Here is a 26,173-nt window from a genome sequence, read left to right on the forward strand (position 1 = left end):
GAAGGCTGTTACCGCCGTCAGATCTATTGGACGTCCCTTCTGGCAAATATCCAGTTGGCCAACACATAGAGCACAATGACATAAACGACAATGACCGTCAAGGAAAATCCCAGAGTCATCCCTTCCTTGAAAGGACGGGCTCCTGAACTGATTAGCGTGTTTTTGGAGTATACCGTTAAATCCGTATTGGCGAAGATAATAAACTTCGACCACTCATACTTTGACAATAGCCCGGTCAGTACCCCGCCGATGAAATTGGCCACGATCGAGATGCTGATAGCCAGTCCCAGACTTTTGAAGACAACCGCCATGAAGAAGGACAGAGTGACGAAGAATACAAGACCGGGAAGCTGGTATAGAATGCCGCCCAGGACGCTGCCGGGAGTGGCTCCGCTGTTGTCGACTCCAAAAAGAATCGTGCCGAGCAGAAGACTGAAGACATAGAGAATCGCATAAGTAGCCAGAAGCAGAAGAAGCAGCGTGACATATTTGGAGCCCAGAATGGCCGCGCGGCCGGCCGGACGGATCAATAGCTGCTTGATCGTTCCGTCGCGGTACTCATCCGTTATGATTTGCGCTCCCATGACCATCATATAGATGGTAATGAAAATGCCGAAGGCCGTATTCATATAGTTAGTAAAATCGGCTGCCCCTATATTGTCGGCCAGACTTTTCAGGAAAAAGAAAATGATCAGCCCGGCCAGCAGGACAAACGTGATAAGAAACAGATAGAAAAACCAGCTCTGCCTTTTGCTATTAATTTTCATCCATTCGTTCTGGATCAGTGACACAAAACCCATCATTGCCGCTCCCCTTTCGTAAGGGACAGGAACATGTCCTCCAAAGTTGGAGACATCGTCCGGATTTGGTACAGGAGAATGCCTTCCTTGCCGAGCAGCGTAACTACCTGCGGAATGGTTTCCCGGTTGATTTCAATCGTCACCCGGTTATCCTTCTTCTTCACTTCCCCATAGGCTTCCAATAGCAAGGCCGCTTGATCGGCGTTGCTTACTTCGAACACGACCGGGTAGACCATCATGTCTTCCGCTTCGCCATGAAGCTGGCGTTCGTCGACAAACTGGCCGTCTTTAATGATAACGACCCGGTCGCACATCAATTCAATCTCCGACAGCAGATGGCTGGATACGACGATGGCTATATTCTCCTCTGAGGCCAGCCTGCGCAAGTAATCACGAAGCTGCCTTATGCCGCTAGGGTCCAGTCCATTGGTCGGTTCATCCAGAAGCAGAATGGACGGCCGGTGCAGCAAAGCCTGGGCGATGCCAAGCCGCTGCTTCATCCCCAAGGAATAGGTCTTCACCTTCCGGTGGATCGCATCCTCTAAGTCCACCAGACGGACAATGTCCATCATCCGTTCGCGGCTGACAGGATTCCGGCTCATTCTCGCGAAGTGGATCAGGTTCTTCCACCCGCTCATATACCCATAAAGCTCGGGCGTTTCGACAATGGCTCCGACGTGGGTCATCGCCTGGCTCCGCTCGGTTCTAATGTTATGGCCGGCGATATAGATATCGCCTTCCGTAATGGAGATAAGTCCGACCATCATGCGGATGGTCGTCGTTTTACCGGAGCCGTTCGGCCCGAGGAAGCCGTAAATCTCTCCACGGCGGACCGAGAAGGACAGCTTCTTGATAATAGGCTTGCCGTTTATGGTTTTGGATACGTTCTTCAATTGCACTACCGTTTCGTTGGACATGTCCTGCCCCCTTTATTTGAATTTAACGGAGCCGCATACGCGTAGTTTGAGACTGCCGATTAATGCGAAAATGCTGCATGGTTTGGTTTTAACGGACCCTAGAAACCTTAATCGTTCCAAAATGGCCTTTCGGTCATTTTAACGGAATCGGATGACCTTATCCCCAAGAAATGCATGCGAAAGTAGGAGAGTTCCAAGCAATAAGCGCAGCTGAGTCCGTTAGTCTAAAGAAACCGCCTATTTTGACGAAATAGGGTCTCCCAGGTCCGTTACGTTTTCGCTGCTGAACTTTTCACTAGTACAACATCCTTTTTGTACGCCTTTCCCACAATGAATCGACAGCCTCAGTTTGTCCATTATACTGGAAATAATATCTTGCATGAAGCTTGATGAGAGACGATATCCGTTACCTGCCAAGCAATATCCAGCCTCCGGGAAGTGATTTGATTCCCCTGCTAATTCCCCAGGACAGAGTAAAGATAATGAAAAATCCGCCGATAGTCAACCAATGATACGATAGGCTTCCTGGCGGGGCGGTCCAATAAGCGCGGTAGACCGACAGGAGCACAGGATGAACAAAGTAGATTCCGAAGGAGACTGCGCCAATGGATGTCAGAAACCGGCTGATGCCTTTATAATTCGACAGGTGCCTGCACAGCACCAGCAATCCTGCAGCCGCGGCTACTCCGTATAGATGGAATAAAACCGCCTCCGTTTCCCAGCCGAATTTAATCCCGTAGCGGCTTACGACATGAAGCAGAGTATACGCGCCCCCAACGGCAACTGCAGCCGCAGTCGCCACCCAGGAATACGAATCGAGCCATTGCCGGAAACGGTCGTAATTCAAGCCGATCCAGCCCCCTACTGCAAAGACGAAAGCATAAGTAACGGCAAGGGAAGCGCCATGCTCCAGACCGCCGCCGTAATAACGATAGGCATAAGCTCCGGCCTGCAGCACCAGGCCAATCCATGGCAATGCCTTGCCTAACGAAGGAAAGCGGTGAATCAACGTCATCAGAATCGGAAACACAGCGTAAAACTGAATGATGATAACCATGAAATAAAGATGATAGCTGGAAGTTCCCCACAGCAATTGGTCCAGCAGCAGGTCCGGTGTCAAAGCGCTGAGCGGAACAGTCTTGTAGAACCACGGATTGAAGTAGGAATAGAACAATGACCATAAGAGGTAAGGGATAACAATAAATTGGAGCCTTTTGCGGTAGAAAGAGATGGCTTCCGATAAGCTCCAGTGCTTGCTGTAGCGATAGAACAGCACAATTCCGCTCAGCAGTATAAAGATTGGTACGGCAAAGAGGCTTAACCGGTTCACCAGCAAGTACAATAATTGGGACCGGCTGCCTAGTGCCGCCTCCACAGTTGCTCCGGCTGTTGCGTGAATGATGACGACAGCCCCGATGGCAAAGGCTCTTAGCAGCTCCAGCTCACGGATTCTGCCTGCGGATTTACCGCTCTTTCCGGATGAGGAGGCAGATCCTGTGTCAGCTTCCGTAGGCGCTGCTATGGCTGTAGATTGTTCCATATAATGGCCTCCTATAATGCTGTAGCATTTAATATGAGTGGAATGTTAGTACCATCGTTAGGATCCGGCAGGTTCGGCACGGCACGGTTCGGCACGGCTCGGCCCATTTCGGTTCCGGACATTCTTCCATAAGAACAGTTTCGGGATTGCTTCTATTTTAATAATGAACATGGTATTCTCCCTATAAAAGGATCCACCAATAAATGAATGAAAGCCGGTGAAGGTTATGAAATCAATTTATCTGGAGCGTTTAAATGTTCTGCAATCCTACATGGACCAGAAGGCCCTGGATGCTATCCTTATTACTCTTCCCAAGCACGTATATTATTTAACCGGATTTGCCTCGGAGCCCCACGAGAGATTCCTGGGACTTATAGTTATTCGGCAGGAAGAACCTTCGCTGCTCGTTCCGGAATTGGATCGCGAAGCGGCGGCGCAGGCTGCCGGCTGGTTAACCATTCATACCCATCTGGATACGGATAATCCCTACCTTCTGCTTAACAAACTGCTGCCCGCTTCCATAAGAAGGGTCGGGCTGGAGAAGAAGCATCTAACCGTGCATCAGTACGAAGCTTTAGCCGCGGCCTTGGAAAACCGTACTTATACGGATGTGGATCAGGCGCTGCTGGAAATGCGCAAGATCAAGTCGCACGACGAGCTGGAGCGGATCAAGCATTCCATCCGCCTCATTGAGCAAGTGCTGGAGCACGGAGTGAAGCTCGTAAAGCCCGGAATTACGGAGCTCGACTTGGTTGCCGAGCTGGAATACCGGATGAAGGTGCTGGGTGCCGACGGCCCGGCCTTCGACACAATGGTACTGGCCGGTGAGAAGTCGGCTCAGCCTCACGGCCAACCCGGTAATAGAGCAATCCGGGAAGGAGAGCTGCTGCTGTTCGATCTTGGAGTTTACGCGAACGGCTACGCCTCCGACATTACAAGAACTTTCGCCGTAGGGGATGTTTCTGACGAACTATCTACTATATATAATGCCGTTCTGGAAGCCAATCGCCGTGCCATTGCAGCGGTTCGTCCGGGGGCTCCTCTATCCGTTCTGGACCGGACGGCCAGACAGTATATTGAAGAGCAAGGCTTCGGACCGCATTTCATGCACCGTCTTGGGCATGGACTCGGACTGGACGTCCATGAATATCCATCCGTTCACGACCGGAATGATGACCCGCTGGAAGAAGGGATGGTGCTGACCATAGAACCGGGGATTTATTGGCCCGGCAAGGGAGGGGTCCGCATAGAAGACGACATAGCAGTAACCGCTGACGGCTGCGAAGTGCTGACCGCCTTTCCTAAAGAATTAACCATTATCGGTTAACAAGCATCGGAAATTATAAAATTTCCTGTCCCGGGCTCCCGGGTTATCTGTACTTAATACTGTATCCTGCAGTCTCCCGACTGACAATCAGAAAACCCATTTGTTATCATCTTATACTCCGGTTGGAGCAGCAAAGTTTCTATTCCCCAGGTTGAAGACCCGTTCCTGCTGCGAATGGGGTGTTCTTGCTTTTTGTTGGGGATTTGCAGGGCCCTGTTTAGGAGCTTTTCTTTATTGTTCCTGGTTCAATAATAGTCCATCAGATAAGTCGTCCGGTCAGGAAGCCGATCTTCCAGAAGCTTGACGGCCTCTGCGGTACCTTGCAATCTCCCGGCGCGATGCAGCATGGCCGGTTTGCGGTATCCCACCAGCATCGCGGTCAAGGTTTGAATATCGCAGGTTAGCTGAGCTTCCTCCCGGCCGGCATCAGCCTCGTCGGCAGACGGCCCGGACCGCTTAACCTGCGCTGATCCTTCTTCATCGATCTCGATTGAGAATATCCCTTGATTCCAGGACGCATAACGATCTTCTAATGCAAGGGTAATCCGGGTCCGCTCGCCTGCAGAATTAAACCGGTACTCCTTCACAAAAGCTTCCGCATCGACAATTCTGGCCATAAAGTAAGGAACCTTCTCCTGCTTAAAACGCGGATCATGCAGCAAAAAAGGGAGCTCATCATCCGATGGCGCTCGCAGGCATACTTTGCGGATCATGGAATCATGATTCGCGATGAATTTCCAGAGCGAGGCTCTCGCTTTCTCGTCCAGAAAGACCATCTCATGAATAGTCATGATGCTGTCCGCTACCTTATACATCATATACCCTGCGGGCTGGTCAGCCTCGTTATAATAAACCGCAGCAGTGCCTTTGGCGTTTTTCCATATACGGTTTTCCCACCATTCGTCGGTTCTTTCAAGCATACCGTTGTACGATGCCGCGTAGGACTCATATATGGCCTTGATCAGATTCCGGTCCTCTGTTCTTTCAATTCGCCCTTCTATAGCAAACTGATGGGGCAGATGTCTGGATTCAAGCTCATAATTTTGATACTCCACATAGGTTTCCCAACCGAATTTGCGATAAAATGAAAATTCAAAAGGATGAAGACAACTTAAACTCAGGCCTTGTTCCTTCATAATATGGAATGCGTTGACGAGCAGCTTCCCCACCATACCCTGACGGCGGTATTCCGGCCAAGTGGCCACGGAGGCTACCCCGGCGAATTTCGTCCGCTTGCCGTTAATCCACGTCGCCATCGGATAGATGGTCATCTTCGCTGCAAGCTTGTCCTCAATGAAATACCCCCACTGCTCTCCGGGCTTGGCCGAAGCTATTCTCTCTGCACGTTGTTCCGGGCTCAGTTCATATTGAAAAGCGAATTCCGACAGTTTAATGCTGTCAGGCAATTCCGCTTGAGTCAATGGTCTGATATTTTCCCTCATCTATATATCCCCCTATTCTGCTAAAGCTTCCGAAGTTCGACAGATCTTGATATGCCGACAGTATAAATCTTATCATGGACATTTGTTTTTACAAAGTCTTCCTTGCGCATGAATTGTTCCGTACCACGCCCTAAAGAGACAGCCCCTTCCGGCTACCCCAAAACAGAAAGAAAGAAGCCTACAACCAACGGGGTTATAGGCTATTAGAAAATATATATATCATAAAAAGGGGGGTCGATATTTAGTATAGGCGATGAACATTAACAAAGCATGAAATTAAAATTACATTTGTGTTACAAAGATTGGAAAAAAAAGAGTAAAACATCAATTTAACCAAAGTTCGTTGGCAGAGCGGTTCGAAAATAAATCACCCCGTTTTAGATAAAAATCTATCTGGATAAATATAGCTTAATAGAACCAAAACTTGTGGATTTTAACCTTTTTGAAACCTTTTTTAGAAAAATAATTCTAAAGTCCTATAAAATTGAATATTATGGTAAAAATAAATATTTTTTGGAATATACTGTCGAAAAATTGGAGAAAATTCAGTCTTTTTGTTGTCCAAAAATAGTTCCTTCGGCCTATGGATTTATGAAAGCGGTTAAATGGAAAACTGGTAAAATACCAATTGGTAATATCTACTACTCTTTTGCCATGAAATCCTGTGTTATAGTTTTGGAGCAAGCCCACAATTGGTAATTTAGGAGGAGGATAACTTAAATCATTGCTGATCTGGATAAATTTAGAAGAAAAATAAAATTTGGATATCATTAAAACCAAAATTCATTCGGAGGTACTAGCTGAAAATGAAAAAGAAAGTCGTAACTTGTATAATTGCCGCTTCGATTGGACTTAGTGCTATTCCTTTTCAAGCGATGGCCGCTACCGATGGACAAGGGACTTTAAAAGTCGTAAATAGCGTGAATTTTCGTACCGAACCTAGCGTGAAAAATAACCAGATCCGTTATTTGAAGCCGGGTGAAACTTTAGATATAGTAGGTCAGCCTAACTCCTATTGGTATAAAGTTAAAGATCAAAATGGAAAGATCGGATATGTTTCTTCTTCATCCAAATATGTCAGTGCAGCGAACCAGCCGTCCAACGGCGGAACCTCCTCGGCGAATGCCGTGTCCAAGCCTTCAACTTCAACTTCTTCTTCCGCTAAAGTAGAGAAGGTGATCAGCACCGGAATGAAATACTTAGGAACCCCTTATGAATTTGGTTCCAACCGGAACAGTACGAAGACTTTTGACTGTTCGGATTTCGTTCGCCATGCTTTCAAACAAGCCCTGGGAGTCACCCTGCCTTCCGATTCCAGGAAGCAAGCCGATTATGTCAAGAAAAAAGGGCATACCACCACTAACTGGAGAAACTTGAAACGCGGTGACCTCATGTTCTTCATGGATTACAAAGGTTCCTCCGCTTCGTCTTATAAAGGAATCAACAAATCCAAACAGAGAATCAGCCACGTCGGCATCTACCTCGGAGATGGCAAAATTCTTCATACTTATTCCGTTAAATCCGGCGGGGTACGCGTGGACAGCATCGCTGGGAAACATTGGGAACACCGCTTCGTGTTCGGAGGTTCTGCACTATAATGTTCTTGCAAGCTTGGCCATCGGCCAAGCTTCTTCCTATTATACTATAGATACGGCAAAAGACAGCTTCCATTCGATTGCCAAATGATAGAATATCCGCCGCCTCAAGCAAAGGCTCTACCTCGCCTCCAGATGCCGGGTGCAGTTATAGAGAAGGCAGCTCCAATTCTCCTCGGTATGCTGCAGTACACAGATTGACGTATTGCTTAGCTTGGAGATTTCCCGGTCGCGGATCAGTTCTCCCATTGTCGCCCTTATCCAGGCTCCATGACTGACAACCAGCACCCTGTCCTCAGGATGCTTGGCCGTAATTTCTTTCATAAAGCTGAGGCTTCGCCTAAGCACATCCTGTAGGGTTTCCTCACCGTGATCTATCTCCCTCCAGCTGGGGCCCCACCTTTCGATTCTTTCCTCTTCCGTAGTTCCGTCCAAATCTCCATGGGATTTCTCCCGCAATCTGGCATCATAGCCGGTCACCTTCATCCCCATCGCCTCTGCTATGATCTCCGCTGTCCGGCTCGCTCTTGCGAGGTCACTCGTATAGATATAATCCCAATGCTCCTGGGCCAACCGTTCTCCAAGCAGACGCGCCTGACGAATACCTTCCTCGTTCAGAGGAATATCATGCTGTCCCTGTGCCCTTCCTTCCAGATTCCAATCCGTCACTCCGTGCCGGACCAAGCCTATCGTTGTCATATTTTCTCCCCCGCCGTCCACATATTCTAATATGTACTTCCAGTCAGTTCACCAGCAACGCGCCTAAAATGAAGCCTGTCCAGGCCAATCCCAGCCCGGCTCCATAGCTTAATCCCAAGTAGACAAGCAGCGATTTCCGTCGGCCGGCCAATATCAGCTTAACATTCTCTACCTTAAACGTGGAGAACGTAGTGTAGGCTCCCAGAAAACCCGTTCCGAACAGCATTCCCGCCCAAGTACCGGACAAGCCCATCCCGGTAATCACTCCCAATAAAAATGAACCGGATAGATTAACAAAGAGAGTTCCCAAAGGGATGGAAGAAGGGAATCTGCGGGTAACCCAAGAGGACAGCACATATCTGGAGACGGCTCCGCAGAATCCTCCAATAGCTATCCATAACCCCGCCATAATCAACTCTCCTCCCCATCTCTGCGGTTTGAGCGGAGGTTCCCCAACCTGTAACCGGCCCAGGCAGCAGCTAGTCCTCCCCATAGACTGGAGAGAAAATATATCGCAGCCGTCCCCCATTGGCGGTCCGCCAGAAGCTGAATCGACTCTACACTAAAGGTAGAGAAGGTTGTAAACGAGCCAATCAGGCCGGTTCCTGCCGCAGTCATCAACCAGAACGGAAGGAGGCTTCTATTCATCCCCCAGGCAGTCAACCAGCCAAGCATAAAGCAGCCTATCAAATTAACGGCTAATGTCCCCGGATAAGAATGTCCTCCCGCTGCCATTGCTATGCCATACCCTAAATAATATCGGGCCAAGGCGCCGGCCGCACCGGCCACCCCAACAGCGGCACAGGTTAATGTCCATTCGCGTCTGCCCAAGTTTGCGCCCATCTCTGGACCTCATCCATCACCGGTTTCAATTCTTTTCCTTTAACCGTGAGTTCATATTCTATTCTTACCGGCATCTCCGGAAAAACTTTGCGTTCTACAATTCCGGCCGCCTCCAGCTCTTTGAACCGCTCCGACAACATCCGGTCGCTCATGGCGGGAATTTGATCGGAAATATCTTTAAACCGCATAGGGCCATCCATCAGCACATGAATGATCAAACCGGTCCACCGTTTGCCGAGCAGCTCGAAAGCCGCTTCGAATTTAGGACACAGTTGTTTTCCCTCCATGCTTATCAACTCCTTCTCTTCTTATTTTATCATAGTGGTGCGCTGGAGTGGCGGGAAACCATTACCGATGAAAAAAAATAAGTACAACCTAACAGGTTCATTCCTATTCTCATAATTGCCCATTCCTTCAATGTTTACTTGCATTTCCTGTTTAAAATCAGTATGATGGATTACAATACAATTATTAATAAGATGTGGCTGAGATGGATCTATAGTATCTGAACTCCTTCTGCATAAGCGACCCGGGGGCGGTGAAAGCCCGGGAGAAGCTTCAGAGAAACGGCAATCCGGAGCTGCTTGCTCTAAGAGGGGATACGCCTGGAACGGCGTGTCAACTAGGGTGGAACCGCGGGTGCACAAGCTCTCGTCCCTAGGCATGTTTCATGCCACTGGGAGGAGGGCTTTTTCATTTGCCGTCAAGCCCCCACATCTTTGTAAGCGATGGAAAAAGGAGAGAGCATCAATGACAGTATCGATGGAACAGATTGTAGCATTAGCCAAGCATCGCGGATTTATTTTTCCCGGATCGGAAATCTATGGGGGACTCGCGAATACTTGGGACTACGGCCCATTGGGTGTGGAGCTGAAAAATAACATCAAACGCGCTTGGTGGAAAAAGTTTGTCCAGGAATCCCCTTATAACGTAGGGCTGGATGCCGCCATCCTGATGAATCCCAAAACTTGGGTAGCTTCCGGGCATATCGGCAATTTCAACGATCCGATGATTGATTGCAAGCAGTGTAAAGCCCGCCATCGGGCGGATAAGCTGATTGAAGAAGGGCTCGCTCAGCAAGGAACGGAAATCATTGCCGACGGTCTGTCATTCGATGAGATGGCCGAGTTGATCAAGAAGCATAACCTGGCTTGTCCGGATTGCGGCAGCCATGATTTTACCGATATTCGCCAGTTTAACCTCATGTTCAAGACGTTCCAAGGGGTAACGGAATCCAGTGCGAACGAAATCTATATGCGCCCGGAGACGGCCCAAGGTATTTTCGTCAATTTCAAGAACGTTCAGCGCACAATGCGTAAAAAAGTGCCTTTCGGAATTGCCCAAATCGGCAAGAGCTTCCGGAACGAAATTACGCCCGGCAACTTTACTTTCCGCACCAGAGAATTTGAGCAGATGGAGCTGGAGTTCTTCTGCAAGCCGGGAGAAGATTTGCAATGGTTTGAATATTGGAGGGAATTCTGCCGTAAATGGCTGCTCGATCTCGGTATAAGAGAGAACAATATCCGGCTGCGCGACCATTCACCGGAGGAACTGTCCCACTACAGCAATGCAACGACGGACTTCGAGTATCTGTTCCCGTTCGGCTGGGGAGAGCTCTGGGGAATCGCGGATCGTACCGATTACGATCTGAAACAGCATATGGAGCATTCGGGTGAGGATTTCCATTACATCGATACCGAAACGAACGAGCGGTACATTCCTTACTGCATCGAGCCATCGCTCGGAGCGGACCGCGTCACTCTCGCCTTCTTCATCGATGCATACGAGGAGCAGGAATTGGAAGGCGGAGACAGCCGCACCGTTCTGCATCTGCATCCTGCATTAGCGCCTTACAAAGCGGCCATTCTGCCGCTGTCCAAGAAGCTTTCCGAAGGGGCACGGCAGGTATTTGCCGATTTGGCGAAGCATTTCATGGTCGATTATGACGAAGCCGGCTCCATCGGCAAACGCTATCGCCGTCATGATGAAATCGGCACACCGTTCTGCATTACGTACGATTTCGATTCGGAAACGGACGGTCAAGTAACGGTTCGCGACAGGGATACGATGGAGCAAGTGCGCATTCCGGTGGACCAGCTTCGCGCCTATATCGAAGAGAAGCTCGTATTCTAGGCAAGGGCTTGAATTTGCAGCCATTGCGGGGCTATCTCTGCAGAGGAACAAAACGCCCCTTTGATGGGCCTGATTTGAAAACGAATATTCGAAAAGGGCTGGCGATGCCAGCCCTTTTTTACTACATAGTGGTATTGGGTGGGACATTTTTCAACTTGGCATAAAAAGCTACCTCTAATTATCGGGTTATTCGTCTCAGCTCCATGGTCTCCCGCAAAGGCGGCCAGAGGGGAGCAGAGAGGAGTACAGAGGAGCACAGAGGAGCAGAGGGGGGCAAAGAGGAGCACAGAGGAGCACAGAGGAGCAGAGGGGGGCAAAGACGAGCAAAAGTGCATTAAAATCCGCCCCTTTTCCCAAAAAAGAGCGAAAGACGAGCAAATGTGCATGTCTTTTTGATAAAAATGGAGCGATCTCGAAGAAATCGCCCCAAAGACCTGCATTTTCGCTTTAGAATAAGGCATCGCGCAGCTTTTTCCCAAAAAGACCTGCAGTTTTGCGCGTCTTTTCACACCATTCGGCGGGTTAACGCCAAAAGACATAAATGTATCTCCACGGCACGTTACAGCATTGACGTCTAACCTCAGCAGTCAGCTTGCATAACAATGGCCTTCTTAGTCGGCGTTATCTCCTCGCGCGTTATTGACCTCAGCTTCTCCGAGACATTCTTTTCGACCCAAAAATGTGTTAGTCGGATGATCAAATAAATTCGTGCTTGACCATTACCGCCTTGATGGCAAAATAATCGACCTCATCGGGAAGAGCCTCTTTGAGCGGCTTTAACCGGTCCGCGCCCAGCTGCTGGATTGCCTCGATGATCATGCCCTCATATTTCTCCGGAATCAGAAGGTCCCAATCGATCTCCATCCCTTCCTTGGCGCAGCGGAGAATATGATCCTGGATGGTTACTACACTCATCCCTCTCTCCCTGGCTATTTCCTCAGCACTTCTTCCTTGAATAAAGCTTTCATAAGTGAGCAGATGACTGCCTTTGCCGCCATTCGCGCTTTTCTTCCCGTTCCTCTCGTTCGTTCCCGCCCGGTAATCGAATTCCGCTTGCATCTCCCCTGAGTCGGAAGCGTCTGCGGATTGCTGCAGCTCCTTCAGGAACAAGGCCCCGTATTTCTGCAGCTTGGCATCCCCCACTCCCTTGATCTGCAGCATCTCCTCCATAGTTCTAGGAAGACGTCTGGCCATATCCTGCAAGGTGCTATCCGAAAATATTATGTAAGGAGGCACTCCTTCCTGATCGGCCAATTGCTTGCGGATCTCCCTCAGCCGCTGGAACAGAGGCCCGGCATCTGCCGCCGCCTTGGGAGCTTTGGGCACTTTATGCAGCACCTTCTCGTTGCCTTTCAGCACTTCCGCCGCTTTGGGAAGCAGCCGAACAACCGGATACTGCCCTTCGCTCATAGCCAGATACCGCTCGGCAATGAGCTTGTGAATCAAATCGGAGATTTCCTTCTCCGTCATTGAATTCATAATGCCGTAGGTCGGAAGCCGATCCAAGCCGAACTGCGTAACCCGCTTATTACGGGACCCTTTCAGCACCTGGGCGACCAGCGTCGCTCCGAACCTCTCCTTCATTCTCCAGACGCACGAGAAAATTTTGCTGGCCTCTACCGTTATATCCACCAGTTCCCCTTCATTCTTGCAGCTGCTGCAGTTATCGCAGGACGGGCTGGCCGCCTCCTCCCCGAAGTAATCGAGAATATAGCTGCGCAAGCACTGCTGGGTGTAGCAGTAATCAATCATGGTCTGCAGCTTTTTGTAATCGTTGGATTTACGCTCCGCATCGGAAACGGACTGCTCAATCAGAAACTTCTGAGTCTGAATATCCTGAGCGCTGAACAGCAGTACGCACTCCCCCGGCTCGCCGTCTCTTCCCGCACGTCCCGCTTCTTGATAGTAGGCCTCCATATTTTTGGGCATGTTGTAATGAATGACATATCTGACATTAGATTTGTCAATCCCCATCCCGAAAGCATTCGTCGCCACCATCACCTTAACTTCATCATACAGGAAGGCCTCCTGGCTCTGTTTTCTTTCCTCGTCGCTCATTCCGGCATGATATTTCCCGGCTGCTACACCTTTGCGCTCAAGCAGCCGGCAAAGCTCATCCACCTCTTTACGGGTAGACGCGTATATAATGCCAGCCTGATCGGGATGATGATGAATATGGTTCAGCACATATTCCGTTTTGTTAACGCCCCTCAGCACGGAAAGGGACAGATTCTCACGATTGAAGCCGGTAACGTGAATCTCGGGCCGGTCCATGCCCAACAGCTTCACGATATCCCGGGTTACCTCTTCCGTAGCGGTAGCCGTAAAAGCAGCCACCACCGGACGATCCGGAATTTGTCTCAAGAAGGGAACAATAGATAAATAGCTCGGCCGAAAATCATGTCCCCATTGGGATAAGCAGTGAGCCTCATCAATGGCGATAAGGGGAACCTCTACCCGATAGGTCAAGGATTGAAAACGGGGGGAATCGAGCCGTTCCGGTGCTACGTAAAGCAGCTTGTATTCGCCGTTGGAGGCCAAGCGCAGTCTTTCCTCCGTCTCCGCCTGGCTTAGAGAGCTGTTGATATATGTTGCGGATACCCCCAGGCTGTGAAGCGCGTCCACCTGATCCTTCATGAGAGAAATCAGCGGGGAAATGACGATCGTCGTTCCGGGCAGCATCAGGGCGGGAATTTGATAGCAAATCGATTTGCCCCCGCCCGTCGGCATAATGCCTACCGTATCCCTTTTATGTAAAATATCCCAAATAATATCTTCCTGTCCTGTGCGGAAATTAGAATATCCATATACTTTCTGCAATAATTGCACTGCTTGCTGAAGCATCGTTACACCTCAATTTTCTATGCGCCCATAAGTACCTTCTAAGAGGCTTGCCGGGCCAAATCCATTCCTGCGGGACCCGTCCCTGAGGAGGACTTTTCGTTCATATTGGAAAATAGCTCAGGGCTAAAATGCCTGATTCTACTATTATATCATTTTCGATAGAGGTCCTGTGGAGAAACGAGAGATTTCTTTCATGAAATGCCACAAAGTGACGTGCAGCCTTCGAAGTGTATTCTGGCCACACTCCAACAAAGTCGGTGTCTAAACCTTCCTCTAAACGTGGTTCAGGGGAGGAACATTCCCTTCAAATGTGCAGCCTTCGAAGCGCATCGCATGTGCCTTGCAGGGGACACCGGAACATTTAGCAAGCAAAAAGCCCGCCCTCCGCTAAACGGAAGACGGGCTAGTCCATATCCGATGATCTCTTAGGCATTCAAGGCACCATTACAGGCTGAAGAGCCGCGTAAAGCTGCTTGTACTTGGAAAATTTGGCCTCGTAATGGTCGTCCAGTTCACGATTGGCCGCATAACCGGCGTGCTCTCCTTTTTGCAGGTAGGCCGCCTTGAATTCCGCAAAATTTGCGGACCAGCCCAGATGCACGAAGCCAAGGGAGGCTACCCCCAGGGCGGGTAGAAATTGGGCATCTGCAGGAACGAGAACCTGGCTGGAGCATATGTCCGCCAGAATTTGCATCCAGGCTTCGCTTTTGCCGCCGCCGCCGATGACATTCATCGCGTCCGGCTTCTGCCCGGATAGCAGTAGATCCCTGACCTGGCGGATCGCGAAGGAGACTCCCTCCAGCGCAGCCGCACCGAGGTCGGCGCGGGTAGTCTCGCCGGTCAAGCCGACATAGCAACCGGTTGCGTCCGGGTCCTGTACCGGGCAGCGCTCCCCTGCCAGATAGGGCAGGAACAGCACCCGGTTGCGCTCGCGGCGGCTGGAGGCCACCAATTGCTCGAATCCGCGGTAATCCTCCGGACCCTCTGCGAAATTCCCGACCGCCCATTGGTGAACACTGCCCGCATTCAGAAGCGGGGCAATGGCGATCAGGTGCGAGCCGGCCGGATGGGCAAGGTGGAAAATACCGCCGGCGCTCTCAATGGGCTGCTCGACGGCGGCCGCTACCCAACCGGTCGTCCCGAGGTAGACGTACATGTCTCCCTCGGCCATCACTCCGGCCCCCAAGGTAGAGGAGCCGGCATCGCCGGCACCGGCCAGCACGCGCGTATCGGTGCTCAGTCCGGTCAGCCGGGAAGCCTCGGGGGTAACCGTGCCGACCAAGCCGACCGAAGGTATGATGGCCGGAAGCTTGCCCGCATCCATCTGCAGGGCTTCCGTCCATTCGGTCACCCACTGCCGGCTCGCCGCATCCATCAGGCCTACGGTCGAGGCCGTCGTCGGGTCCGTCACCGCTTTCCCCGTCAGCTTCAGAATGACGTAATCCTTGGAGCCGAACAGAAAATACCGGCTCTGATCATATTTGTCGGGTTCATGCTCCCGCATCCAGGCCATCTTGGCCAGCGGAAATGTCCCGTCAAAATGGTTTCCCGTACGGCGCTTCATTTCACGCTCCGTAATTTGCGCAAGCAGTGACTCTGCTTGCACCCCCGCCCGGCTGTCGGAATACAGAATGGCCGGACGAAGCGGTGCCCCGTCGGAATCGACGGCGATCAAATCCTGCATCTGCCCGCTGAAGGCTACGCAGCGAATTTGCTTTCCGCCGACGCCTAACGCGTCCCAATCCCGACACATCTGGACGAATGCGGTCCACCAGCTTTCCGGATCCTGCTCCATATACCCGCCTTGATGCATGGTCGTTAACGGAATCGTCCGTTCATGCCTCAAGACGCCGTCCCGTCCGACCAGAACACCCTTAATGGCGGTCGTTCCGATATCGATGGAGGCCACTACCTCCCCGGCGGACGATGTCTCTGCACCGGTCCCCGCGAAGGGGATATCCTTCACAGCCTGTTCTGCAGAAACGCCTGATTCCATTGTCATCAAGCTTCACCTGCCTTGGAGGAAGGTAACGTACTTTGCTTCATTTCAGAAATTAAGCGATACAGCCCGTCTTTTTCTTGAAATTCGCATTTGGAAACCAGCGCCGAGCCTACAACCGCTCCGTCATAGCCCGTTTCGATAATTTCCCGTACATTATCGGCGTTCTTCAGCCCGAAGCCGGCCACGGCCATCCCTTGAAACCAGGGGGATACGGAGGACAGCAGCTGATGAGCGTTGTTTATTGTCGAGAAGGGATCTCCTGTTGTCCCCGCATACATCTGAGCGTAAATAATCTTGGCCTGCTTGGCGATAGTTTCCAACTGCTCGGGCTTCATGCCCGGATTAATGAAACGGATGACATCGACTCCGCTTGGCTCCACCTTCTCCTGAAGTCGGGCCAGCTCTTCATCCGTCGTATCCGGAATGACCAGACCGTCGATCCAGCCTTCCTTTACAAAGATTTCGTACCAATGGTTGGCGATGAAATCCCGATGATACGCCATCGCCCACAGAGGAACGTCCACTCTTTCGCGCAATGCTTTCATATAATCAGGCAGCCATTCCTCCGGAGCCCCGTTAAGGCGCGCCCGATAGTGAGCCCTCTGGATAATTTCCCCGTCATAGACCGGGTTGGCCGAAGGGACACCAATTTCCAGAATGTCCAGACCGGCGGATACCGTCTCCGTCAGCAGCTCCAGAGATTTGTCCGGATTCGGATCCCCTGCCGCGAAATATCCGATTAACAAGCCTTCTTGATTATTCTTAACTTTCTGTAGACACAAATTGTTGCGTTTATTTCCCGTCATTTCGCTTCACGACCCATTCGTTGTAGTATGACGGCAGCAATGACGATCACCCCGGTAAATACATCCTGCATGAACGTCGGCACACCCAGGATGGTCAGACCGTTCGCCACAATTCCGAGAATCGCTGCTCCTACGAATGTTCCCCAAATATTGGGCACTCCTTCCTTGAAGGCAGTCATTCCCAGAAATGCGGCAGCGTAGGCGGTCAAGAACAGCCCGTCCCCTCCGGTTGGGTGCGCGGATCCCAGACGGGAAGCCATAAGCATACCGGTCAGAGCCGCCATGATGGAGCAGAGTGCGAAAGCCGCATTTTTGTTCCATTTCACGTTAACCCCAGCCACTCGGGAAGCCTGTTCATTGCCTCCAAGGGCATAGAGCCTGCGCCCGAATGCGGTTTGATTCATAATGTACCAGAACAGCAAGGTTACGAATATCATCAAGATGGACAGAAGCGGGATGCCGCCCCATTGGGTTTGTCCCACATAGCGGAAGCTGGCCGGGATATTTTCAAAGACGGTTGCCCCTCCCGTCAGCCAGAAGGTGAAGCCGCCGAGAATCGTCCCCATAGCCAACGTTGTAATAAAGGAAAGCACCCGAAATTTGGTTACGATCCAGCCATTGATTACACCTATGACTAAAGCTGCCAGCAATGGCAGGGTAAATACCAGCGCCATCGGATAGCCCGCTATGGCCAGCTTGGCTGCCATGACTCCTCCCAGACTCGCCATTGCCCCAACGGACAAGTCAAACTCTCCGACCGCCATGACCAAAGTCGCTCCGATGGAAATCATTACGAGGAACGATATTTGCCGGCTAATGTTGAGAGCGTTATCCGGTGTGGCGAACGAATCGGGACTAAGAAGACTAAAAACAAGAACAATGAGAAGACCTGCTATCACTGTTCCGTAAGTGCGCATCACTTTAACAAATGTCATCTCATTCAAGCCCCTTTCTCACCATGTCGATAACAAATCTGCAAGACCTGCTCCGGAGTCACTCCCACATTGGGAAGCTCCGCAATCGTCTTTCCTTCATGCATAACTACGATGCGGTCCGCTATATCCAGCACTTCCTGAAGATCGGAGGATACAAAAACGACTCCGCATCCTTCGGAAGCTTTGCGTTGAAGCAGCCGATGAATCTCTTCCCGGGTCATGACGTCCACCGCCTGGGTCGGCTCATCGCACAGGAACACTTTCGGATCGGAAAGCAGCGCTTTCGCAAAAACTACCTTCTGCTGATTGCCTCCGCTCAACTGGCCGATTTCCTGCTCCATCCCGGTCGCTTTCACCTGCAGCGACTCCATATATTGCTTAACGGTCTGTTTTTCCTGCCTGTGTTTTATCTTCAACCAGGTGGCAAAACGCTTAATAACAGGTAATGTCATATTTTCACGGATCGTCATGCTTCCGATCATCGCATGGGAACGGCGGTCCTCAGGGATGAGGACGATGCCTCTTTGCAAAGACGTTTTCGGAGCCGGACGAACCGCTTCATTATTGGCTCCGGCTACAGTGCCTGCTACTATCTTACGAAGGCCGTACACCGCTTCCAGCAATTCCGTGCGGCCGGCTCCGGCGAGTCCGAAGATTCCCAGCACTTCTCCCGCGTGAACGTCAAAGGAGGCTTGCTTGACTTTACCGTCCGCCGTAGCCAACCCCGATACCGACAGCAGCTTGTTCGCTCCATCCATTTTTTTCACTGGACGGCTTGTGCGTTCCGGGGCATCCTGGTCCGTCATCATTTGAACCAGACTTTCATGAGTGGCCTCTTCCTTGGCTACGGTGCCGATATATCGTCCATTACGGAATACAGTGATACGGTGGGATAGACGGAAGATTTCCTCCATACGGTGGGACACATACAAGATCGAGGTGCCTTGCTTGATCAAGCGTCCGATTAATTCGAAGAGAAGCTCCGCCTCCCGGTCCGTCAATGAGGCTGTCGGCTCGTCCAGAATCAGAAGCTTGCAATCCTGCATCATCGCCCTGAGAATTTCCAGCATCGTTTTTTCCGGAGGAGACATTTCCTGCGCCGTTTTATTAAGATCCAGATCGATCCCCAGCCGCTTCTTCAGCGTTTCTCCCGTTTCCTTCATCTGGGACCATTTGACGCTCCGGGACAGGCCGTTAGCGGGATAAGCCTTGCCCAGGAACAAGTTCTCGTATCCTTTAAACGAAGGAATCAGTTGACGATCCTGGTGAATAACGCTAATTCCCAGATTCACCGCATCTTGAGGAGTTTGAATGACAACCGGCTTGTCTTCCCAGAACAGCTTTCCTTCATCTATGCTGTAGACGCCCGTAACCATTTTGATAAAGGTTGATTTGCCTGCGCCGTTCTCGCCCACTAAAGCATGTACCTCGCCCGGCCGAATTTCGAACGTAATGTCCGACAGAGCTTTATGCTGACCGAACTGCTTCCCCAATCGTTCCGTTCGCAGCAATTCCATCGAAGTTTCCCCCTCCTTCACTTCTCGACGGTCAAAAGGCGGGGGAAATACAGAGCTCTGTATTTCCCCATTCCATTGTCAAATGTTTAAGACCGTATAAACCCTTCCCCAAGGAAGCTGATCGGATTATTGGCCGGCGTTCTCTTGAGTAATAAGTGTAGCTTGAGCATACATTTCCGTCTTTTCTACTTCTCCTCCGCCAAATACACGGTCGATTTGCCCGATGACGATTTCCGCCATGCCGCTAAAGTTTTGCTTAACGGTTGCTTTCAGAGGAGTTCCTTGCTTGATCATTTCGATAGCTTGGCTATTTCCATCGATACCCGCTACGATAATGTTGCTGCGTCCTGCCGCTTCAATCGCTTGAGCAGCGCCGATGGCGGGTTCATCCCAGCCGGCCCATACGGCGGTAATGGAGTTTTCATCCTTGTTGGCCAGCAAAATGCTTTCCATTTGCTTACGCGCATTTTCAATCGGTCCCGGAACCTGAACCTGCTGCTCGGTCAGTACGTTGATGTCCTTGTGCTCCTTGAGAATTTCGTCCAAGGTCTGACTCCGCTTCAGCACGCCAGGATGCGGACGGTGCGTCAGGACGACAATGTTTCCTTTATCCCCGATCTTCTCAAACAAATAATCGCTCATCATCTTGGACATGGCAGCGTTATCGCTTGTTGCATTCATGGCCATTCCTTCAATGTATCCGGAATCACAGCCGAATACCGGAATGTTCTTGGATGCCGCACGCTCGATTTGCTCTTTCAGCTGATTAGGGTCTGTGCTGACCAGAACAATGGCGTCGACCTTCTTCATGATGACATCTTCCATGCGGCTGGCCAATTGGCCGATATCGCTTTTCGTGTCAATAACCTCGGTCTTCCAGCCTTTCTCTTTGGCCTGATTTTTCAGCGACTCTACCATTTCATTAGTAGTAACGGAAGACAGATATGGAGTCAGGATGGAGATCGTTTTCGTCTTTGTTCCGTCATCACCGGATTTTCCTGCACAGCCGACGGCCAAAACCATAACCATTAAAACGACAGTTGCTAATGTCACTATTCGTTTCATTGAAATATCCCCTTTTTATGAAATGTATTAATTGTCCGGTGCTTGGTGTAACCTAAGCACGATGCTGGCGATGATATTCCAGCACACGGTCTGCCGTATTCATGTCCGTGATTAGACAATCGATCCATCTGCCTCTAAGCACGGCCGTAATGGCTGCCACCTTCTCTTCCCCGTAGGCCATGGCTATGACCTTGGGAATATTCCGCAATTGCTCGGCGGTCACTCCGATCATTCTGTCCTTGGCCGGCACATCCAGCACATTCCCCTTGGCATCCAGGAACGACGTACAAATGTTGGCCACCGCACCTTTATTGCGGACGGAGGCTAACTCCTCTTCGTTGAAATGCCCGGACCGCACCATAGTCGCATCTTCCGATACTTGCCCGATCCCGATCACGGCCACGGAGGCGTTCTCTGCTCTCTGTAATACTTCGCTGATTTCTTTCTCCTTAACCAAAGCTTCCCGCGTCTCCGGACTGCCGACTATCGTCGGTGCGTTGAGGAACATATATTTGGACCGCAGCTTCTCTCCCATTGTTTGAACGTTAGAATTCGCATGCCACGTCGTGCCGTCCGTTCCCCAGCTGCCTACCATGGGCACAAATACCAGGTCCTTCTTCGCAAAATAAGACAAGGCGTCAGCGATGGAAGCGACGGCCTTCCCAGCCATTACCCCGACGGTATCCCGATCGCGCAAAACGGTTTCCATCAAGGCCGCAGCCGCTTGTCCCAATTGAGCTTCGATTTGCGCCCGATTTGCATTATCGTGGGTTTGCAGAACCGTCACGTCCGAAATACCGAACGTTTCCGAAAGAGCCTTCTCATACTGCTGCTCCTTGGAAAAAGGATTTCGTACTCTAATCTGCACGATCCCTTCCGCTTTGGCCGCACTGAGCATCCGGCTTATCTGTGGTCTGGATATGCCAAGACGGGCGGAGATTTCCTGCTGATTCAGCCCGTCCAAATAATACATAGTACTTACTTTGACCAGCAGCCGAATCCGTTCGTCTTGTTTGGCTACCATGGCAACTCCCCCTCCCTTGAACATATTTTCATACTCTGAAATTTGGTTCAAGTGAATTATAGAACGTTTTCATCTGGAGTGCAAGATGTTTTTTATGGATTCGGTCGGTTAAAAGCATCTTCTTCCGCTTCTATCGTGCACTGACAGATTTAGAAGCAGGAAAGACCGTCCAATGAAGAGTGGACGCGGGCTCTTCCGGGCGCTTTGGAGAAGCATGGTAGCCGGACAGCCTTTCGAACTACGGTGAAGCGAGACCAGGGATGATTGTCGCATTTCCACTAACGGAATACGGAACAAACCATGCACAAAAATATATCGGCTGAAAAGCTGTTCAATCTTAGGCGTAAGTTCTGCACAACCTCTCGGAATATCCCGAGCAAAGTGACGTTTAGCCTTCGAAGCGTATTCCGTCCGCCCCCCAACCCCAACGGAGCCGGCGTCTAAACCTTCCATTAAGCACGCTCGCTCTTCATGAACCTGGCTCCGATTAGCAGATTATTTTGCTCTTTGCGGGGAGCCCTGGAATTTTAAAAAGCCTGCAAATCTGCATGCTTTTGGCCGTTTGGTTTCCTGTCCGTGGCAAAGCCTGCGAAAATGCATCTTTTTTCTCGTTCCGTGGGAGACCGGAGCATTTTTTACCGAAATTGCTATATTATCGCAGGCTTTTTTCCAAAAGTGGTCGCAACGCTTCAAAATTGATGCAGATTCGCAGCAATTTGTGCCTGCTCTAAACGGTACCTTCCTAAACGCGGTCACGCTTCCTGCCTTTGTTTACCGGGCAGGATATCGGCCGTCTGATCCGCTTTCTAACGGTTGCCACCGCCGGGCAGGCACTCGCCATGCCGGAACGGACTCTGCTCAATCAAGCAGATGCTTTTTCGCGAAAAAAATCCCCGCCCCCTTGCATTCGCAAAGGGACGGGGATCGGTTATTGTACCCTGGTTATTAAGATTGACGCTCCTGTTCGACCCGCTCGATCATCTCTTGGATCAATTGATCCGGAGATTTTTCGTAAAGCCACTGCTGCCCGAACATTTGAAAAATCTTGATCGTCGGAAAATCTCCCCAAAATCCGAGGAACACGTCGTCCAGCTCGACTTTCTCCGTCACATGCCGGTTCATTTCCTCGAGGGTGCTCTCCAATACTTTCCTTGCTTTGGGATCAGCCATCCAATCGTTCAGCAGACTGAATTTGTGGAAGGCCGTCTCTTCCTGTCCGAAATCTAAATACAGCCGCTCCCTAATGCGAATATCCCTAGACGAGCTTCCGACAGCAATCTGGAAATAACCGCTCTCGGCCGTCCAACGATTGTCCTTCGTATTGTAGTAAGCGAAATCCCGCTCCTCCAGCTCGAGGACAATCTCCTTCTTCTCACCCGGCTGAAGCTCCACCTTCGCGAATGCTTTCAATTCGTTGACAGGCCGCACCCATTTGCATTCCTCGTCATGGACATACAATTGAATGACTTCCTTGCCTGCCATAGCCCCCGTATTCTCCAGGCTGAACGACACGCGCGCGCCACGGCCTCGCTGCTCCACCTTCAAACCGGAGTAGGCGAACGATGTGTAGGACAAGCCGTGCCCGAACGGGAATTGCGGGGCCATTTCTTTGCGGTCGTAGTACCGGTAGCCGATAAACAGCCCTTCGCGGTAGTACAATTTTCCATTCTCGCCGAGAATGCGCATATGGGCCGGATTGTCGGAGAGCTTCACGGGGAACGTCTCCGACAGCTTGCCCGAAGGATTGATCCGGCCGAACAAAATCTCGGCGATCGCCCTGCCCGCGCCCTGTCCGGACAGCCAGGCATGAACGACGCCGGGCACATGCTCGATCCACGGCCGCATGACGAGCGCTGTTCCGCTGCTGGTTACCACGACACATCTCGGCTGTACCGCCGCGACCGCCTGAATCAGCTTCACTTGCTGTTCCGGCAGCTCGATTCCCTTAAGGTCATGCATTTCCGATTCCGCATATTCGGGCTGCCCGACGAACAGCAGAGCCAGCTCGGAATTCGCTGCCAGCTTCACGCTCTCTTCAATGAGCGAATCGTCGATGCGGTCGTCCTGCGGATATCCTTCGGCGTAGCGGAAGTCGACGGTCGAACCGGCCACATCCCGCATTTCTTCCCAAGGGGTATCCACCCGTGTCGGAGTCACTTCCGCGCTGCCCGCTCCCTGAATCCGCGGCTTCTTGGCGAAACGTCCGATGACGGCAATCGACCGGGTCCGGTTCGGATCGATCGGAAGGATGCTGTTATCGTTCTTCAGCAGCACGATGCTTTCCGCAGCCGCTTTCCGCGCCAGCGCATGATAATCGATGCCGCTTGCGGTATTCTCCGCTTGTGCGCGCGTAGTTTTATAGACCAGTTCGAGAATGCGCCGCACGCTGCGGTTCAACTGCTCCTCGCTCACAGACCCTTGACGCACCGCTTCCACGATAGCCTTCGTGTTGTAATGCGCCGGTCCCGGCATTTCAATATCAAGGCCGGCCTTGAGCCCGCGGATCCGGTCGTTGACAGCCGTCCAATCCGACAGTACGACGCCGTCATAGCCCCACTCTTCGCGAAGAATATCATTCAGCAGATGCTCGTTCTCGCTCGCATACGTCCCGTTCAACAGATTGTAGGAGCACATTACCGTCCACGGATCGGCTTTTTTAATAATACGCTCGAAGGCGCTCAAATAAATTTCCCGCAGTGTGCGCTCGTCGACCTCGGAGCTGGTCACCATCTTCTCATTCTCCTGATTATTACAGGCGAAATGCTTGACGGATGCCCCGACTCCTTGGCTTTGCAGCCCTTGGATGAATGCGGCCCCCAATTCCCCGGATAAGCAGGGGTCTTCGGAATAATATTCGAAATTCCGGCCGCCGAGCGGGGTCCGTTTCATGTTGATCCCGGGACCGAGAAGAAGCTCGACTCCCATCGATCTTCCCTCCACGCCGAGGGCGACGCCGATTTCACGGAGCAGTTCGGTATTCCAGGAAGAGCCGATCGCCGACCCCGGTAGGGTAGCAGGTGGCCGGCATATTTTCGGTCGTAATCCCCATCTCCTCGTCGCTGTTCGTCTTGCGGATGCCGTTCGTCCCGTCATACATATGAATCGGCGGCAGGTTCAGGCGATCAATCCCTTTGGTCATCCACATATTCTCCCCGGCGCATAACGACGCCTTCTCTTCCAAAGTCAAAGCTTGCAGCCATTGGTCAATTTGTTCTTTCATCTTTATCTCTCCAATCCCTTTCTTTTTCTAGCTTTGCTGTTGTTTCGCCTCATCCCGCTCTTTCTTCAATTCTTGCGCATCATACAATTTGAAGAACGGAAACCAGATAGCGAATACCAGAAGCAGGATAATAGCCAGCAAGATAACGCCTCGAATGCCCGCCATCATGTACGTCGACAGCCCCATCGGGGTATACCACAACTGGAATACCTGGCTCGGAATAGGCACGAGACCGAGATCAAGCGCGAAATAAACGATGATCGGCGTCACCAGCCCGATGATCCACATCGGAATCATCAGAATCGGGTTAAAAGCAACCGGCGCTCCGTAAATGACCGGTTCGTTGATGTTGAACAAAGACGGAACGATCGTCGCCTTGCCTATCGATTTCAATTTCGTCGATTTCGCGAACAAAAACCAGACGACAAGCGGAAGTGTTGCTCCGAGTCCCCCTACGCCGATCCAGCCGGAGAAGAAGGTTTCGAATGTATTGATGTTGACCGGTTCCAAGCCCTGTGCTACAAGCGATGCGTTCTGCTCGATAGCCGGTATCCAGATGGCATACCAGATCGGCGTCATCACCCACGGACTGACCCCGAAAGAAAAGAGCACTACGCCGAGGAAATTGAACAGAATGATACCGAGAAGACTTTGACCGACCGCTTGAATCGGCTCGAACGCACTTACTATCAACGCAAAAATGTCAAAATGCAATTGGTATACAAGCAGCCACCCGCCCGTCAGAACGATGGCGATCGGCACCAGAAAATCAAACCAATCAACGATAAATTCCGGTAATTTCGTGTCTTTCTTGAACAGCGAGAAGTTGTTGAACATATTCATCATGACGGCTACGACGACACCTACAAGCAGCGCAGTGATCATCCCGGAAGGGCCGAAGCGCTCCAGAACAAATTGAATCGTCCCGTCCTCATTAATGTCGGGCTTGAGCAGCATCAGGAATAACGATAGCCCCGTCGCTCCGGCAATCAGCTTCACTTTCTCTCTTCCTTTTTTGTGCATGACCGTATACGGCGTCAGAAAAGCGATAAACATGCCCAATAGGCCGAAGCTGAATGTCGTGATCGGAGTCAAATCCGGCATGGCCGGAACAAAATCTTTAACGATCGAGATCAGGGTAATCAGCGAACCGATGAAAATCATCGGCAAGGTAACCATTATCGCTTCCTGGATCGAATCGACCCAGACGTTCTTCGTAAATGCCTCCAGGCGCGGAGCGAACTTCTCCGTCATCCATTTCATAAAACGATCCATAAGCATCCCCCTTTGCAACTATGATCTGTAAAACTTACCGTTAGTATACCCCTCCTTGGGAACGCTTTCGCGTCCTTATTTGCCTTCTTGGGGGGCATTTTTTGTTCTCCGTTTCTGTTCAACGGTCCGCTTATTGCCTGCATATGGGACTAATACAGCAAGAAAAAACCCCCGAATCCGGGGGTAGTA

At 51.1% G+C, this 26,173-nt stretch carries 22 protein-coding genes; 3 read left to right on the plus strand and 19 right to left on the minus strand.

All coding sequences use genetic code 11. The annotated features are described in order from the left end of the window. Positions 1 to 23: 23 nt before the first annotated feature. The 3 genes from ACTHRH_RS10465 to ACTHRH_RS10475 all read right to left on the minus strand — a co-directional run bounded on the left by ACTHRH_RS10465 (position 24) and on the right by ACTHRH_RS10475 (position 3,257). Entirely contained in the window at positions 24 to 803 is a 780-nt protein-coding gene (locus tag ACTHRH_RS10465; RefSeq protein WP_260981935.1) for an ABC transporter permease, read from the minus strand. After that, positions 800 to 1,717 (minus strand): ABC transporter ATP-binding protein, encoded by a 918-nt coding sequence (locus ACTHRH_RS10470; protein WP_379285843.1) that lies wholly within the window; start codon positions 1,715 to 1,717, stop codon positions 800 to 802. The genes ACTHRH_RS10465 and ACTHRH_RS10470 overlap by 4 nt, the downstream gene beginning before the upstream one ends. 406 nt (positions 1,718 to 2,123) lie before the next feature. Next, positions 2,124 to 3,257 carry an acyltransferase gene (locus ACTHRH_RS10475; protein ID WP_440415421.1) on the minus strand — a complete coding sequence of 378 codons (1,134 nt, stop codon included), beginning with the start codon at positions 3,255 to 3,257 and terminating at the stop codon, positions 2,124 to 2,126. A gap of 226 nt (positions 3,258 to 3,483) precedes the next feature. Between ACTHRH_RS10475 and ACTHRH_RS10480 the strand changes: the two genes are divergently transcribed. Continuing rightward, positions 3,484 to 4,584 (plus strand): M24 family metallopeptidase, encoded by a 1,101-nt coding sequence (locus tag ACTHRH_RS10480; RefSeq protein WP_440415423.1) that lies wholly within the window; start codon positions 3,484 to 3,486, stop codon positions 4,582 to 4,584. Positions 4,585 to 4,829: 245 nt separating this feature from the next. Here ACTHRH_RS10480 and ACTHRH_RS10485 read toward each other — a convergent pair whose 3' ends face one another. After that, on the minus strand, positions 4,830 to 6,026 hold the full coding sequence (locus ACTHRH_RS10485; protein ID WP_440415425.1) for a GNAT family N-acetyltransferase: 1,197 nt from the start codon (positions 6,024 to 6,026) through the stop codon (positions 4,830 to 4,832). Positions 6,027 to 6,832: 806 nt separating this feature from the next. On the opposite strand from ACTHRH_RS10485, the gene ACTHRH_RS10490 reads away from it, so the two are divergent. Beyond that, positions 6,833 to 7,624 carry a C40 family peptidase gene (locus ACTHRH_RS10490; RefSeq protein WP_144932489.1) on the plus strand — a complete coding sequence of 264 codons (792 nt, stop codon included), beginning with the start codon at positions 6,833 to 6,835 and terminating at the stop codon, positions 7,622 to 7,624. Between the two features lie 117 nt (positions 7,625 to 7,741). Here ACTHRH_RS10490 and ACTHRH_RS10495 read toward each other — a convergent pair whose 3' ends face one another. The 4 genes from ACTHRH_RS10495 to ACTHRH_RS10510 are packed head-to-tail and all read right to left on the minus strand — an operon-like array spanning position 7,742 to position 9,450. Continuing rightward, positions 7,742 to 8,320, minus strand: coding sequence for a histidine phosphatase family protein (locus ACTHRH_RS10495; protein ID WP_440415428.1), 579 nt, complete (start codon positions 8,318 to 8,320; stop codon positions 7,742 to 7,744). A 43-nt stretch (positions 8,321 to 8,363) separates the two neighbouring features. Next, complete coding sequence (gene crcB, locus ACTHRH_RS10500) at positions 8,364 to 8,729, minus strand: fluoride efflux transporter CrcB (protein ID WP_144932492.1); 366 nt, start codon at positions 8,727 to 8,729, stop codon at positions 8,364 to 8,366. Between the two features lie 2 nt (positions 8,730 to 8,731). Continuing rightward, positions 8,732 to 9,163, minus strand: a complete 432-nt coding sequence (gene crcB, locus ACTHRH_RS10505; protein WP_440415430.1) for a fluoride efflux transporter CrcB — start codon at positions 9,161 to 9,163, stop codon at positions 8,732 to 8,734. Continuing rightward, positions 9,127 to 9,450 carry a winged helix-turn-helix transcriptional regulator gene (locus ACTHRH_RS10510; protein WP_144932494.1) on the minus strand — a complete coding sequence of 108 codons (324 nt, stop codon included), beginning with the start codon at positions 9,448 to 9,450 and terminating at the stop codon, positions 9,127 to 9,129. Before ACTHRH_RS10510 ends, crcB (ACTHRH_RS10505) begins: the two co-directional genes overlap by 37 nt. A gap of 463 nt (positions 9,451 to 9,913) precedes the next feature. Here ACTHRH_RS10510 and ACTHRH_RS10515 point away from each other — a divergent pair, with 463 nt between their 5' ends. Further along, on the plus strand, positions 9,914 to 11,296 hold the full coding sequence (locus ACTHRH_RS10515; protein ID WP_144932495.1) for a glycine--tRNA ligase: 1,383 nt from the start codon (positions 9,914 to 9,916) through the stop codon (positions 11,294 to 11,296). Here ACTHRH_RS10515 and ACTHRH_RS10520 read toward each other — a convergent pair. From ACTHRH_RS10520 to ACTHRH_RS10570, 11 genes are all read right to left on the minus strand, one after another. Beyond that, positions 11,293 to 11,835: a hypothetical protein gene (locus ACTHRH_RS10520; RefSeq protein WP_379285828.1), complete on the minus strand. Its 543-nt coding sequence runs from the start codon at positions 11,833 to 11,835 to the stop codon at positions 11,293 to 11,295. The two genes, ACTHRH_RS10515 and ACTHRH_RS10520, sit on opposite strands and share 4 nt — an antisense overlap. A 157-nt stretch (positions 11,836 to 11,992) precedes the next feature. Beyond that, on the minus strand, positions 11,993 to 14,140 hold the full coding sequence (gene recQ / locus ACTHRH_RS10525) for a DNA helicase RecQ (RefSeq protein WP_144932496.1): 2,148 nt from the start codon (positions 14,138 to 14,140) through the stop codon (positions 11,993 to 11,995). 433 nt (positions 14,141 to 14,573) lie between these two features. Further along, a complete protein-coding gene (locus ACTHRH_RS10530) occupies positions 14,574 to 16,142 on the minus strand; it encodes a xylulokinase (protein WP_379285826.1) in 1,569 nt (522 codons plus the stop codon). Further along, positions 16,142 to 16,948 carry a tryptophan synthase subunit alpha gene (trpA, locus tag ACTHRH_RS10535; protein ID WP_379285824.1) on the minus strand — a complete coding sequence of 269 codons (807 nt, stop codon included), beginning with the start codon at positions 16,946 to 16,948 and terminating at the stop codon, positions 16,142 to 16,144. The genes ACTHRH_RS10530 and trpA overlap by 1 nt, the downstream gene beginning before the upstream one ends. Continuing rightward, complete coding sequence (locus tag ACTHRH_RS10540) at positions 16,945 to 17,883, minus strand: ABC transporter permease (RefSeq protein ID WP_144932501.1); 939 nt, start codon at positions 17,881 to 17,883, stop codon at positions 16,945 to 16,947. Before ACTHRH_RS10540 ends, trpA begins: the two co-directional genes overlap by 4 nt. A 5-nt stretch (positions 17,884 to 17,888) precedes the next feature. Continuing rightward, complete coding sequence (locus ACTHRH_RS10545; RefSeq protein WP_144932503.1) at positions 17,889 to 19,400, minus strand: sugar ABC transporter ATP-binding protein; 1,512 nt, start codon at positions 19,398 to 19,400, stop codon at positions 17,889 to 17,891. Between the two features lie 126 nt (positions 19,401 to 19,526). Beyond that, entirely contained in the window at positions 19,527 to 20,465 is a 939-nt protein-coding gene (locus ACTHRH_RS10550; protein ID WP_144932505.1) for a sugar ABC transporter substrate-binding protein, read from the minus strand. Positions 20,466 to 20,517: 52 nt separating this feature from the next. Beyond that, on the minus strand, positions 20,518 to 21,489 hold the full coding sequence (locus tag ACTHRH_RS10555) for a sugar-binding transcriptional regulator (protein ID WP_144932507.1): 972 nt from the start codon (positions 21,487 to 21,489) through the stop codon (positions 20,518 to 20,520). A gap of 945 nt (positions 21,490 to 22,434) precedes the next feature. Next, positions 22,435 to 24,429 carry a beta-glucosidase family protein gene (locus tag ACTHRH_RS10560; protein WP_440415436.1) on the minus strand — a complete coding sequence of 665 codons (1,995 nt, stop codon included), beginning with the start codon at positions 24,427 to 24,429 and terminating at the stop codon, positions 22,435 to 22,437. Between the two features lie 19 nt (positions 24,430 to 24,448). Beyond that, positions 24,449 to 24,709 (minus strand): hypothetical protein, encoded by a 261-nt coding sequence (locus ACTHRH_RS10565; protein WP_440415438.1) that lies wholly within the window; start codon positions 24,707 to 24,709, stop codon positions 24,449 to 24,451. A 27-nt stretch (positions 24,710 to 24,736) separates the two neighbouring features. Next, positions 24,737 to 25,984, minus strand: coding sequence for a PTS sugar transporter subunit IIC (locus ACTHRH_RS10570; protein ID WP_144932509.1), 1,248 nt, complete (start codon positions 25,982 to 25,984; stop codon positions 24,737 to 24,739). Positions 25,985 to 26,173 lie beyond the last annotated feature (189 nt).

The organism is Paenibacillus sp. SAFN-117 (genome assembly GCF_051966115.1).
GTDB lineage: Bacteria > Bacillota > Bacilli > Paenibacillales > NBRC-103111 > Paenibacillus_L > Paenibacillus_L residui.